Genomic DNA, 12,642 nt, shown 5'->3' on the forward strand with positions numbered 1-12,642 from the left:
AACGCCTGCTTTGCGCATGCGCCCCCCGGGTGTCGTGTTCGAAAGCGCGCATTGCGTGCGGGGTCGACGCGCGCCTAAGCCTCGCTATCGTCCTTTGGAGCCTCTCGTGAATCTCCATCTCACCCTTCGCATGGCGCCGGCCGTATGCGCCGCAGCGCTATTCGCCGCCGGCATACAGGCGGCCGGGCTTTCAGCGTCGAACACTGCGCCGCCCGCCAACCAGCATCGCGTCATCCCCCCGGCGAAACCGACCGTCGTCACAGAAATCGTACCGGGCATTCCCGAGGAGGTGCGAATGACCACCGAGCAAGGCAAAGGGAAGCCGCGAGGCTTCGATACGCGTCGGCACAGGTTGCCCAACGGCAATTACAAGCGTGATTGAACGGGAGGAAGGTCATGAAAAGAATGTTGCTCGCATGCCTATTGACGCTCGGCCTATTGACCGCGCAATGGCCCGGCGTCGCGCAGGCGCAAACGACCACGGCGAAAGTGCTGGTTCTGTACGATGCGCCGCCGAACGATCCCTATACGAAGCTCGGTTTTGCCTACGCGATCATGCTGCGCAATCTGCTCGGCCACTTCAACACCGACGTGACGCTCGCGCCGGTGTCGAGCTACACGTCAGGCAACGTCGAAAACTATCAGGCGACCTTCTATCTCGGCAGTTACTACGATAACCCCGTGCCGACGGCGTTCCTCGCGGACGTTGCCAAGACGAGCAAGACCGTGGTCTGGTTCAAGGACAACCTCTGGCAGGTGGCATGGGACGCCAGCTATGGCTTCGCTGCGCGCTACGGCTTTACGTTCAGTGCGCTGCGCGGCTTATCGGCCGCGCCATCGGGTTCCAATCCGACGCCCGACTTCTTCGACACCGTCTTGTACAAGAACCAGAGCATGGTCAAGTACTACGCGTTCAACGCGAGCACAGGCGTCGTCAGCGCGGATCCCGACATCGGCGTGACAACGGTGACCGACGCGACGAAGGCTTCGGCGCTCGTGACGATTAAAGACAGCAAGACCGGCGAGCAGGCACCCTACGTCGTGCGGGCCGGCAACTTCTGGTACTTCGCCGATCTGCCGTTCTCGTACATCGGCCCACGCGACCGCTACCTCGTGCTTTGCGATCTGCTGCACGACATACTCGGGACCAACCAACCGGTATTGCACCGTGCACTGGTGCGGTTCGAGGACGTCAATGCGTTCACGACGACCGCCTCGATGAAAACGCTCACCGATTATCTCTACAGCAAGCGCATTCCATTTTCGATCGCCACGATTCCGCTTTACATGGATCCGCTCGGCGCTTACAACGGGGGCGTCTCGTTGACCGTGCATCTCTCGCAGGCAACCGGCTTGAAACAGTTGCTCAACTATGCGATCGCGCGCGGCGGCAAAGTGTTGATGCACGGCTACACGCATCAATACAACTCGACGCCGAATATCGACAACGCGGTAAGCGGCAACGATTACGAGTTTTGGCTGGCGACGCAAAATCGCCCGGTCGACGAGGATTCCACGCAATGGGCGAGCGGGCGGCTCAGCGCCGGACTGCAGGAGTTCACATCAAACGGCTATACGCCCTTCGCTTGGGAAGCGCCGCACTATCAGTCTTCTCCGCTCGCGATGAAGGCGGTCCCGCCATTGTTCAAGAACACGTATCAGCGTGCGGTGTACTACACGTCCGATACGCCGAATTTGAATTCGACGGCGCCCAATCATGACTATTCGGTGGGGCAGTTTTTTCCCTACATCATCAACCGCGATTATTACGGGCAGCGCATCATTCCTGAAAACCTCGGCAATATCGAATACAACATTTGTTCGATCGATCCGTTTTCATGTTTGAACTATACGTGGAACGACCTCTATACGAATGCGCAATACGCACTCGTCGTGCGAGACGGATTTGCGTCATTCTTCTTCCATCCGTTCTGGCTCGAGCCTGATCTGGGCACCCCGGGCTTTCAGGACTTCAAAAGCCTCGTACAGGGCATTAGCGGACTCGGGTACACCTGGGTGGCGGCTGATACCGTGAAGTAACGGAGCGCTCGTCGCGAGGCGCCGGCGTCCGACGCGAGCATGCGCCGCGTACGCCGGCTCCAGCAATCAGAGATCGGCCAGCGCATGCCCGATCTCGACCCCTGAGACGGTCACGCGCAAGTCGCTCATTGGCAGTTGCTTCGCGATAGCGACAAGCGCTTGACGTTGGTCGTGTGTACGCGCCGTGGAGAAGTACTCAATGCGGCCGGGGGAGAGCCCACGCGCGGCAAGCCCGTGCTCGGGCAGCAGGGCTTGTACCCGCCGGGCGATGGCAGAGCCTGTTTCGATCAACGTGAAGCGATCGCCAAACAGCCGTCGAATCGTGGGTGCGAGCAGCGGAAAGTGCGTCGACCCGAGAATGACGGTGTCGGCACCCGCGTTCGCCATCGGCGTGAGATAGCGCACCAGCAGATCTTCGACCAGCGCGCCTTGCAGATGGCCCCGTTCGATCTCTTCAACGAGGCCATGGCCCGCCTGGCAAACGAAACGACACCGGGCTTCGTGTTCGGCAAGCAGCATCTTGAACCGTTCGCTGCGCAGCGTCGCCGCAGTCGCCAGTACGCCGACGATGCCGGTCGAGGTGGCGAGCGTGGCCGGCTTGATCCCCGGTTCGACACCGACAATCGGCATTGAAAACGTGGATCGCAAGTGGCGGATCGCGTGCGTTGTCGCGGTGTTGCAGGCCACTACGAGCATTTTTGCGCCGCGCTCGACGAGCCAGTCCGCAATAGCTTTGCTGCGTTGCTGAATGAAAGCGTCGGTCTTCTCGCCGTATGGGGCGTAGCCCGAATCGGCGATATAGAGCACGGATTCGCGCGGCAGCAAAGCGCGCATCGCATCAAGGACGGACAGGCCGCCCAGCCCTGAATCGAAAACGCCGATCGGCGCGTCCTGGGTGGTCATGTCGATTCGAAAATGTGACATCGCACGGCGCCTATTCTCAAATGGCCAAAACAATTCGCACTATGGACAAGCCTGATCAACGAGCCGAAGTACCGGACCCTTCAGCCGTACGCGTCGCCTTGTGGCGAGCGCTGCACACCCGCGTCGATTCGCCGCCGCACGTGATCGAAGACGAGATCGGCCTGCAACTGATCGCACCCGACGACGGTTGGCGTGATCGCCCCGATATGCATCCCGAAGGGACGCGCGGTTATCGCGCCGATTGTCAACGCGTGACCGGTTCCGCCTGCGCCTGTACGTACGTGCGCCGTCCCGCGGCATAACCGAACCCGGCCGCTACCACGCAAACGCCGACGCACATGGCGGCCAGACCATAAAGCGAGCCGGTCGTATGCATGAGCGCGCCCGCAACGAACGGCCCGCTCGACGCCAGCAGATAACCGGTGCTTTGCGCCATGCTCGACAGTTGCGCGGCTACGTGCGAATCGCGCGAGCGCAGGCCGATGACGGTCAGTGCGAGCGTGAATGAGCTGCCTTGTGCAACCCCTAGCAGCAGCGCCCAACCCCATATCGTCCATAGCGGGGCGAAGAAGCAACCGACGAGGCTCACGCCCGTCAGCGCCAACGACAGGAGATTCACCACGCGTTGATCGCGCAGACGCGCGAGCAGGAAGGGCAGCAAAAGAGACGCGACGGCTTGGGTCATCACGCTTAGCGACAGCATGAGTCCGGCATTGACGGCGCTCATGCCGCGCATGCGCAGAACGGTCGGCAGCCAGCCGAAGACGATGTATGCGAGCGACGATTGCGAGCCCATGAACAGCGTGACCTGCCATGCGAGCGGGTCTCGCCATAGGCCGGTGACGCGCCGTCTGCCGGTCGCCGCGTCCGCGTGCGCGGGCGGCAACTGGGTGGCCCAAACGATCATGGCCAGCCCTGCAGGCAGCGCCCATAGCGCCAATGCCCACGCCCACGCATTACCACTGGCCGAGGCGAGCCAATGAGCCGCTGCGTTGGCCGCTGGCGCCGTGATCGCAGCGGCTGTCGCTGCGCCGGCGCACATCGCTGCGCTATAGATGCCCGTCATCAGTGCCACATGTTCCGGGAAGTCGCGTTTCACGACGCCGGGCATGAGCACGTTCATCAAACCGATGGAAAAGCATGCGATGACTTGACCGAGATACAACGCCTGCCAGGAAGGGATGATCCGCAACGCAGTGCCGATCGTGAGCAGCACCAAGAGCACCAGCAACGCCCGTTCGCTGCCTAAACGACGCGCAAGCCTCGGGGCGAGCGGACCGAACAGACCGAAGCAGAGCGACGGAAGCGTGGTCAGAATGCTTGCTCCCGTGGGCGATAAATGGGTCGCTTTGGCCGCTTCCAGGAGGATCGGGCCGACGCTCGTGATGGGCGTACGCAGCGAAAATGCAATCAACGCGAGGCTGGCTGCCAGGATAAATGTGCCGGTACGGGAATGGTGTGGATCTGTCACTTCTGCCAATGGATTGTTCGTAGCGCGGCGATCGGGCGACGCAGTGAATGAGAGAGGGGCGAATAGGCGAGGGCGGGGCGATCCCGCTTGGGAACTATGGCCCATGACGGCCGCTCGCCGGCCGTTATTGTACTTGTGGCGAGCGAGCGGGCTTTGGGGCCGGTGCGGAGCGTGTGGGAATGGGCGATTCGGCGGACAGAACGGACGCGCGGACAGACTTACATGACTTGATCGTGCAACGCCTTCGCTCGCAATGCGCTTTGGCGAATCGCTTCGTCGTGCAGTGCTTTTTGTCGTAGCGCTTCGTTATGTGAATGCGCTGTACTGCGCGGGGGGCGGAAACGGATTGCGTATCGAAGGGATCAATCAGCCCACGCTGTGGCGCACTGAACGGCAATTTTTGCAAAGTGTCCGCCTGGCGTGACCGCGAAAATGGAAGCTCGCTTTCAACACGATCAGGAGCCACCCTATGTTGGACCATGTATCTATCGGCGTGCGCGACATCGCCAAGTCAAAGGCCTTCTACGACGCCGCACTCGGCGCGCTCGGCTATCGATGCTTGCATGCGGGCGCGGATTCGTTGGGATATGGCGCGGAGGCCGTGCAGTTGTGGGTCTTGGTGTCCGATCGTCCAGTCGAGCCTGACATGCAATCGGGCCTGCACTTTTGTTTTGCGGCGCCGACGCGCGCAAGCGTCGACGAATTTCATGCGAGTGCGCTCGCGGCCGGAGGGCGCGACAATGGTGCGCCGGGACTCAGAACTGACTACGGGCCCGATTACTACGCGGGTTACGTAATCGATCCCGATGGGTACCGCGTCGAAGCGTATAGCGCCGCACCGCACTAGTTCCAAGTTGCCGTCCCGGAAGCGGGGGAGCAACCAAGGCGCGTCATAAATTTCGTGTTCAAGGCATATGACGCTCCACAGGGGAAAATGCGCCTCGCAAACCCGCGCCCCCCCGGGAGGGCGGTCCGCGACAATCCTCCGAAAGAACTAAGCCAACCACCCGCATAAGCGATCCTTAAGCCGGCTCCGTTCACACTCCGCTGATTCTCAGATATGGCTGCCGCTGCCGTGGGCAGCCCGAGATGACGAGGAGAGGATCTCGCGAGCACAACGTTCGTCCGACCTGCTCCATTTCCCTTTTCCGCATTGGGTTTGCGGAAAATTAATTGAAAGGTTGGGACGGTGTGACATGTCAAGCAGACTTCTGCCCATGCTCGGGGCAGTGGCAAGTGCGCTGGTGATCGGCGGATGCGCCTCGTATCACCCGCTACCGCTACCCGAGCACGCGCGGTTGGCCGATAGCATCGACGATATCCGGCATACGGTACCTGCCGCGGCACCCGTTGCGAAGGCCGTAGTTATCGACGTCAGCCAGCCCTTGAGCGTCGATCAGGTCGGCTTGCTCGCTATCCTCAACGATCCAGAGCTTCGGACAGAACGAGGCGAATCGGATCTCGCCCGGGCGGATTTGACCCAAAGCGCGATGCTGCCGAACCCGTCCGTGAGCCTGAGCTATGCGGCCTTGTTGGGCGGACCGGGCACGACGGGCGCTTTCACGGCGTCGCTGGCGCAAGACGTCGCATCGCTCGTGACCTATCGAAGCCGCGTATCGGCCGCTCGCGCGCATGTCTCCGAGGTCAATGCGAATCTGCTTTGGAACGAGTGGCAAGTTGCGCAAAAGGCCCGCCTGCTGGCCGTCGATCTTTATTGGGGCGAACGTTCGATCGAAAGCAGCGAAGCCACCTTCAAATCGCTGTCGAAGGAGGCCGCGGACGTCAGCAGTGCCGTGGACGCGGGCAGCATGGGTCTGTCCGAGCTCGGCCCCATCTTGGCCGCCAAGGCATCGGCCGAACATACGCTCGCCTCGATGCGTCTCGACCAGCTCAAGAACTGGCAGGATCTCGACGCGCTGCTCGGGATGAAACCCGGGATCCGATTTGCGATTGCCGCGCCCCACGTACCTAAGGTGCCGTCGGACCTCGACGCACTGATTGCGAGCGTTCCGGGCAGGCGTCCGGACCTCGTGGCGCTTCAGCTCGGCTATCGTTCGGCCGACGAAAGCGTGCGTGCCGCCATTCTCGGGCAGTTCCCCGCATTCGTTCTTGGCGGCACGTATGGATCCGACACATCCGATGTCCGTTCAGCCGGCCCCACGGCGACGTTCGATCTGCCGATCTTCAATCGGAACCAGGCCGAAGTGGCAAAGACGCGCGCCACCCGGCGCTTGCTTCACGAGCAATATCAGGCCCGGCTCGACGATAGCGTCTCCAGCATCCTTGCGCTCGCCGCGCGCAGCCACCGCATCGCCGCCTACCTGGTGAAGGCACGGCTGAGCGCAGTTACAGCCGAGTCGCAGGCGCAAGCGGCGCGAAGGGCCTACGCGCAAAGCGACCTGGATCAACGTTCGCTGATGGATTACGAAACGACAGCGTCGGATCGGCGTCTCGACGTATTCGGTCTCGAACGGGGACTCGACGAGGCACGCATTGCCCTGGCATTGGAGCTTGGCTTGGGACTTCCGCAAACCCGCACAGCTCCGCTCGACTACCGAGGTAACGAATGAATAATCGATGGATTCTTTGCGCCGTCGCATTGGCGGCCTGGTCGACCTACGCCGTTGCCGCGCCCGATGCCGGCACACCCAGTGTGCTCGTGACACAGACGGCCTTACGGCAAGGCAGCTTGCCACGCACGATCGAAGCATATGGTGTGGTTCAGGCTTCCGCCGCAGCGAGCCGAACCGTGATGGCGACGACTTCGGCGACGGTCCAGACGCTCTATGTTCGGGAAGGCGAAGCAGTCGGCGCCGGTGCCCCGTTGATGCAACTCGTGCCGAGCCCCCAAACAACAGCGGCCTATATACAGGCGCAATCGGCACTGCGGGTGGCGGAGCAACTTTCGGCGCGGACGACGCAGATGTTCGCGCAACATCTCGCGACTGCACAGCAATTGGCGGATGCGCAGAAGGCCGAGTCGGACGCGCAATCGAATCTGGCAGCGCTGAAGGCGCAGGGCGCTGGCGGCGCCCAGGTGCTGCGCGCGCCGTTCCGCGCGATAGTGCTGCATTTGTCCGCATCGCAAGGAACGGTTGTTTCGGCCGGCTCCCCCCTGTTGGACCTTGCCAGCCCCGAGAAATCGATCCTCAAAGTGGGCGCCGTACCCGCTCAAGCCATGCTCGTCGGTAGCGGCAACGCGGCTCGCGTAACGGCCGTCGGCGAAGACCAGAGTTGGCCCGCCACGGTCCTGCAGCGCGGCGCGATGATCGATCCCGCGACCGGCCTGGTCCCGATCGAGATCGCGTTGCCGCCCGGCCGCTTTCTTCCAGGCGAGGCGGCGGACGCCGCCATCACCGTGGGCCAGACGCAGGGCTACGTCGTCCCACATGCCGCCATTCTCGTCGACGATCACGGTGGCACTTACGTCGTGCAAGACGACGGCCTGAAAGCGCGCAAGGTGGCGGTCAGCATTGCCGGCGCACATCAAGACCAGGATGTGATTCGCGGCGACGGATTGAATCCGAGCCAGCCCCTCGTTCTTTCCGGAAACTATCAGCTCGACGACGGCATGAGCATGCGCATCGAACAGCAGGGCAAGAAGGGGGAGCAATGACATTCGCCGGATGGCTTCACCGTCATCGCCTCCCCGTTTTGGCGGTTGCGTTCGTTTTGACGATGGCTGGCCTCTACGCTGTGATCAGCCTTCCCGTCGGCCTGTTTCCCCTCACAAGCTTTCCGCGCATTCGCATCGAAGTCGACGCGGGCAGCATGCCGGCGAAGCAGATGCTGGTGGACGTCACGGAGCCGCTGGAAGCGGCCGCGCGCGCAGTGCCAGGCGCCGTCGATGTGGCGTCGACGACCTCGCGAGGCACAGCGGAGATCTTCGTCGATTTCCCGTGGGGCTCGGATATGAATCGGGCGCTGCTGAGCGTCGATGCGGCGTTCGCGCAAAAGATGTCCGATCTCCCGCAAGGCATCACCTATAGCGCGATTCAAATGAGCCCGAACGTCATCATGCCGTTCGTTTCGTATGCACTGCAGTCCGACAGCAAGACGCCTTCCGAGTTGCGGCAGATCGCGCGCTACCAGATTCTGCCGATGCTCACGGGAATTCCGGGCATTCGGCGCGTGGGCGTGCTGGGTGGCCAAACGCCGGAAGTCGAGGTGTCGATCGCCCCGCAAACCCTTCAAGCTTATGGGTTGACGATCGCGGACGTCGCGCAGGCGCTGTCCTCCACGAACACCGTCGCCGCGGTCGGGCGGCTCGAAGACAACGATTTGCTTTACCTCGCCGTCAGCAACAATGCCTTCACGTCGGTCGATTCGGTTCGCCAAGCCACCGTGCGAACCGGCAAAGGCAGTGTCGTCCCGCTGTCGCAGCTTGGCCAAGTCAAGCTGGGAACGGCACCTCAATGGCTGCTCGTCAACAATAACGGTCATCCGGCCGTGACGTTCGATGTCTATCAGCAAGACCGGGCGGATTCGCTGAGCCTCGCCAAGCTCGTACAGGAGCGGGTCGACGCATTCATGAAGACGCAGTCGAAAGCAATTCATCTCTCCAAGTGGTACGACCAAACGCAACTCGTGCGTTCGTCGATCGCTGCGTTGGAGGAGGCGATTGCGATCGGGCTGGTGTTTGCTGCAGGGGTGCTGTTCGCCTTCCTGCGCAACTGGCGCGTGACCGCCGTGGCGATGATCGTGGTGCCGATGTCGGTGCTTTGCAGCGTGCTCATCCTCTGGCTGCTCGGCATGACGCTCAACATCATGACACTCGGCGGGATTGCCGCCGCGATCGGGTTGCTGATCGACGACGTCATCGTCATGATCGAGCACATTGCGCGGCGTGCCGGCCATCCCGATCAGGAAGACCCGCACTCGAGCGTGCTGCACGCGGCGCGCGAATTTTTGTCGCCCTTGTTCGGTTCGACCCTCGCCACCACGATCATTTTCGTGCCGCTGGCTTTCCTGGATGGCGTGACCGGCGCCTTCTTCAAGTTTCTTTCGCTGACGATGGCGTCGTCGCTGATCATTTCGTTCTTCCTGACGGCGTTCACCGCTCCGTTGTTGGTCCGGGCGATGATCGACTTCAGTTCGTGGACGGATCCCGGCCACGGGAAGGAAACGTGGATGCGCCGCATGCACGCGCGCTGGCTCGATGCGTTGTTTCGCGCGCCGTGGCTCATCGTGCCTGGGTTCGTCGTGCTGGCCGGTGCAGGGTACCTCGCGTATCACCACGTGGGCACGGGGTTTTTGCCACGCATGGACGAAGGGGGCTTCGTGCTCGACTATCAAACGGCACCGGGCACGTCGCTCGGCGAAACGAACCGCGAACTGCAGCAGGTGGAGGCGATCCTCAAGAGCAACCCTTACGTCGACACCTATTCGCGCCGCACGGGCGCGGGCCTTGGGGGAGATTTGACCGAGACTTACCAGGGGGACTTCTTCGTTCACCTCGTCGATCCGTCCAAGCGGCCCAACATCTGGAAGGTGATGGACGATATCTCGGGTAACGTGACGCAGCGTGTCCCCGGCATCGATTTCGATACGCACCAACTGATGAGCGACATGATTGGCGACATGGTGGGCCGTCGACAGCCTGTCGTCGTTCAACTGAGCGCGAAAGACCCGGACGTGCTCGGCGGCATCGCCAAGAAAGTGGCGGATACGATTTCGAAGGTGCCCGGTGTCGAACCGGCTTCGGTCGACCCAGGCGTAGTGCCCGCGGGTGACGCGCTGGATATTCGCGTCGATCCCGCCGCAGCCGCGCTCAAAGGGATGACGCCGGCTGACGTGAAGGAGCAGGTGTACCACTATCTGCATGGCGCCGTGGTGACGCGTTACCTCGGTACGGTAGAGGATGTCGGCGTACGGCTTTGGCTCAAGGCACCGCATTCGCCGATTTACCGCGATAGCCTCGCGGATCTGCCTATCCGAGCGCCAAGCGGTGCGATTTTCTCGTTGGGGACGGTGGCGACGACGCGCTTCGTTTCAGGGCAACCGCAGCTGACGCGAGACAACCTCCGGCAAATTGTCGCGGTAACGGCTCAAATCAGCGGGTCGCACGATCTCGGTTCTACGATCGCGGCGATTCGAAGCGCGTTGGACAAGCCAGGCCTGATCCCGGCGGGCGTAGCCTATACGTTCGGCGGGGCGTACAAGCAGCAGCAAATGGCCGTGCGCGGGATGATCAAGGTGTTCGCGGCGGCGGTCACCGCTGAAATCATTCTGCTGCTGTTCTTGTACCGTGAACTATTCGTGCCGCTCGTCATCATGGGCACGTCCTTGTTTTCGACGGGGGCGGTGTTCATCGGCCTGTGGGCGACCGGCGTCGAATTGAATATCACCGCAATGATGGGCATGGTGATGATCATCGGGATTGCGACGGAGATGGCGATCTTCCTCGTCTCGGAGTATCAGTTGTTGCGAGAGACGATGGGCAAGCGCGAGGCGCTGCGCGAGGCCGCGCTCAATCGTCTCCGGCCGATCACGATGAGTACGCTCGCCATGATTCTCGCACTCGTACCGTTGGGTGCTGCCGTCAGCGGGTCGGGCGACCAGATGTTGCAGCCGTTGGCGATTGCCATCATCGCCGGGGCATTGGTGCAGTTGCCGCTGGTTCTACTGGCGATGCCGGTGATGATCGGATTGACCGGTCGCCGTGAGGATCGCGAGCCGGCTGCTTCTCATTGACCCGATTGCCGCTGCACGTAGTCGTGCATCGGCAATGCGTTTTCCGCGGCAAAACTCGAGACGAAGGTGAAGGCATCGGGACACGCGTCGCGCAGCGCCGCGTCAATCAGCAATGACTTGATGCCGTCATGCACGACGGGGCTGGCGAATTGGCGTCGGCGCTGAGTCGTCTGCGTTCCGCGCTCGGCGATGAAAAGTGCAACGACGCCTGCGAGGCGTTCCGGCCAGTCGGAAGGACGGAACGTGCGGCGTTCAAGCGTCAGGCCGACGATCAGATAGTGTGTCCCACCGGATGCGGGTGCGATCGAACCTCCGTCGCACTGCTGCGATGGTGGCGATTGCGGTGATTGCGGTGATTGCCGCGATGTTTCGCCGCGCCCAGGCGGCGCGTCCTTCTCGTCTTGCATCGTGCATCCCATCGAACCAAATCAGGACGACGATGGTAGGTCATGCAACCTGACGCCCGGCTGTCGGGCGATCTCCTTGTTTACGCCTATTTTTCAGCGTCGTCCAAGTACGCGGTCGTGTACGTTTTCGACAAATCGATGTCCGTTGCTTTCACGCTCGGGTCGATCGCCGACATGACGGTGAGTACCGTTCGAGGACCGTCGGCCGGCATCCGGCCGTCGACAGAGAACGTGAACTGATAGGCCTTGAGCGCGTGTACGTAAAGCGCCTTCCGTTTCTCGTAGTAGCTGCGCGGCAATTGCGCGACGATCTGCTCCGCGCTGTGCGTGTGGATATATTGCAGCGCTCGCACGAAAGCGTGAGTGAGCTTGCGTGCAGCATCTGCGTGCGCGTTCACCCAAGCGGCGCGCATATAAAGACATCCTGCCGGATAATGACCGCCCAGCGCTTCTCGTGTGCCCGCTTCGGTTCGCAAATCGATCAAGACCTTGGCTTCGCCGGTCGAGAGCAACTCCGACGCCGTGGGTTCGGTCGTCATCCCCGCCACGATCCGGTGAGCCCGCATGGCATTGATGAAGGTCATGTCCGCATCGACGGGCAACAGGTGATAGTCGCTTCTATTGAGTCCGAACTTTTTTGCCATGTATTGAGTGAGAAAATCCGTCGACGATCCCAGCCCCGTTACGCCGAGCGATTTCCCCTTGAAATCGGCGGGCGTTTTGATATCCGCGGCATGCGCCGCAGCCACGAGTTCGACTTCGCCAGGCGCCGACGCGAACTGGACCAGCGATTCCACTTCGGTGCCCTTGCTTTGCAGATCAATCGTGTGATCGTAAAAACCCACCACGCCTTGTACTGCGCCCGCGATCAGTTCGTCTTCGGCATTGACGCCCGCCGGTTCGGTCACGACGTTCACGTCCAGTCCCGGCTGCTCGAAATAGCCGAGCTGTTTTGCGAGTATCGCGGGCAGATAGATGATCTTGTCGATGCCCCCCACCATGAGGGTGATCGTATCCTCGGCATGGGCGGCGCGCGTCGCCCAGCACGCACCGAGCACGAGCGCGGCCATGGCTGTCGCACGTCTTGCAGTACTCATCGTGGTCTCT

At 61.8% G+C, this 12,642-nt stretch carries 10 protein-coding genes and 1 pseudogene; 7 read left to right on the forward strand and 4 right to left on the reverse strand.

The genetic code is table 11. The annotated features are described in order from the left end of the window. The first annotated feature begins 106 nt into the window (after positions 1–106). Positions 107–382, forward strand: coding sequence for a hypothetical protein (locus C0Z19_RS01860; protein WP_146011975.1), 276 nt, complete (start codon positions 107–109; stop codon positions 380–382). A 14-nt stretch (positions 383–396) separates the two neighbouring features. Continuing rightward, complete coding sequence (locus C0Z19_RS01865) at positions 397–2,040, forward strand: DUF2334 domain-containing protein (protein WP_102608065.1); 1,644 nt, start codon at positions 397–399, stop codon at positions 2,038–2,040. A 66-nt stretch (positions 2,041–2,106) separates the two neighbouring features. Here C0Z19_RS01865 and murI read toward each other — a convergent pair whose 3' ends face one another. Continuing rightward, a complete protein-coding gene (gene murI / locus C0Z19_RS01870; RefSeq protein ID WP_102608066.1) occupies positions 2,107–2,943 on the reverse strand; it encodes a glutamate racemase in 837 nt (278 codons plus the stop codon). 62 nt (positions 2,944–3,005) lie between these two features. On the opposite strand from murI, the pseudogene C0Z19_RS01875 reads away from it, so the two are divergent. Further along, positions 3,006–3,203: pseudogene (locus tag C0Z19_RS01875) on the forward strand (SAM-dependent methyltransferase); the annotation flags it as partial. A gap of 5 nt (positions 3,204–3,208) precedes the next feature. On the opposite strand, the gene C0Z19_RS01880 reads toward C0Z19_RS01875, so the two are convergent. Further along, the gene (locus tag C0Z19_RS01880; protein ID WP_233195965.1) at positions 3,209–4,435 is read right to left on the reverse strand and encodes an MFS transporter; all 1,227 of its coding nucleotides are present in this window, start codon (positions 4,433–4,435) and stop codon (positions 3,209–3,211) included. 469 nt (positions 4,436–4,904) lie between these two features. Between C0Z19_RS01880 and C0Z19_RS01885 the strand changes: the two genes are divergently transcribed. The 4 genes from C0Z19_RS01885 to C0Z19_RS01900 all read left to right on the forward strand — a co-directional run bounded on the left by C0Z19_RS01885 (position 4,905) and on the right by C0Z19_RS01900 (position 11,128). Beyond that, positions 4,905–5,282 carry a VOC family protein gene (locus C0Z19_RS01885; protein ID WP_102608068.1) on the forward strand — a complete coding sequence of 126 codons (378 nt, stop codon included), beginning with the start codon at positions 4,905–4,907 and terminating at the stop codon, positions 5,280–5,282. A gap of 349 nt (positions 5,283–5,631) precedes the next feature. Beyond that, positions 5,632–7,005, forward strand: a complete 1,374-nt coding sequence (locus C0Z19_RS01890) for a TolC family protein (RefSeq protein ID WP_102608069.1) — start codon at positions 5,632–5,634, stop codon at positions 7,003–7,005. Further along, on the forward strand, positions 7,002–8,051 hold the full coding sequence (locus C0Z19_RS01895; protein WP_102608070.1) for an efflux RND transporter periplasmic adaptor subunit: 1,050 nt from the start codon (positions 7,002–7,004) through the stop codon (positions 8,049–8,051). Before C0Z19_RS01890 ends, C0Z19_RS01895 begins: the two co-directional genes overlap by 4 nt. Then, complete coding sequence (locus tag C0Z19_RS01900) at positions 8,048–11,128, forward strand: efflux RND transporter permease subunit (protein WP_102608071.1); 3,081 nt, start codon at positions 8,048–8,050, stop codon at positions 11,126–11,128. Before C0Z19_RS01895 ends, C0Z19_RS01900 begins: the two co-directional genes overlap by 4 nt. Here the strand turns inward: C0Z19_RS01900 and C0Z19_RS01905 are convergent. Both C0Z19_RS01905 and C0Z19_RS01910 read right to left on the reverse strand, forming a co-directional pair. Next, complete coding sequence (locus C0Z19_RS01905; protein ID WP_102608072.1) at positions 11,122–11,535, reverse strand: DUF3579 domain-containing protein; 414 nt, start codon at positions 11,533–11,535, stop codon at positions 11,122–11,124. The two genes, C0Z19_RS01900 and C0Z19_RS01905, sit on opposite strands and share 7 nt — an antisense overlap. An 86-nt stretch (positions 11,536–11,621) precedes the next feature. Further along, positions 11,622–12,632: an ABC transporter substrate-binding protein gene (locus tag C0Z19_RS01910; RefSeq protein WP_102608073.1), complete on the reverse strand. Its 1,011-nt coding sequence runs from the start codon at positions 12,630–12,632 to the stop codon at positions 11,622–11,624. Positions 12,633–12,642: the final 10 nt, after the last annotated feature.

Origin of the sequence: Trinickia soli, from assembly GCF_002879855.1 — a bacterium.
Taxonomy (GTDB): domain Bacteria; phylum Pseudomonadota; class Gammaproteobacteria; order Burkholderiales; family Burkholderiaceae; genus Trinickia; species Trinickia soli.

Coding starts and splice junctions, on each gene's coding strand:
- C0Z19_RS01865 (WP_102608065.1), top strand. CDS start 397: ATGAAAAGAATGTTGCTCGCATGCCTATTGACGCTCGGCCTATTGACC.
- murI (WP_102608066.1), bottom strand. CDS start 2,943: ATGACCACCCAGGACGCGCCGATCGGCGTTTTCGATTCAGGGCTGGGC.
- C0Z19_RS01885 (WP_102608068.1), top strand. CDS start 4,905: ATGTTGGACCATGTATCTATCGGCGTGCGCGACATCGCCAAGTCAAAG.
- C0Z19_RS01890 (WP_102608069.1), top strand. CDS start 5,632: ATGTCAAGCAGACTTCTGCCCATGCTCGGGGCAGTGGCAAGTGCGCTG.
- C0Z19_RS01895 (WP_102608070.1), top strand. CDS start 7,002: ATGAATAATCGATGGATTCTTTGCGCCGTCGCATTGGCGGCCTGGTCG.
- C0Z19_RS01900 (WP_102608071.1), top strand. CDS start 8,048: ATGACATTCGCCGGATGGCTTCACCGTCATCGCCTCCCCGTTTTGGCG.
- C0Z19_RS01905 (WP_102608072.1), bottom strand. CDS start 11,535: ATGCAAGACGAGAAGGACGCGCCGCCTGGGCGCGGCGAAACATCGCGG.
- C0Z19_RS01910 (WP_102608073.1), bottom strand. CDS start 12,632: ATGAGTACTGCAAGACGTGCGACAGCCATGGCCGCGCTCGTGCTCGGT.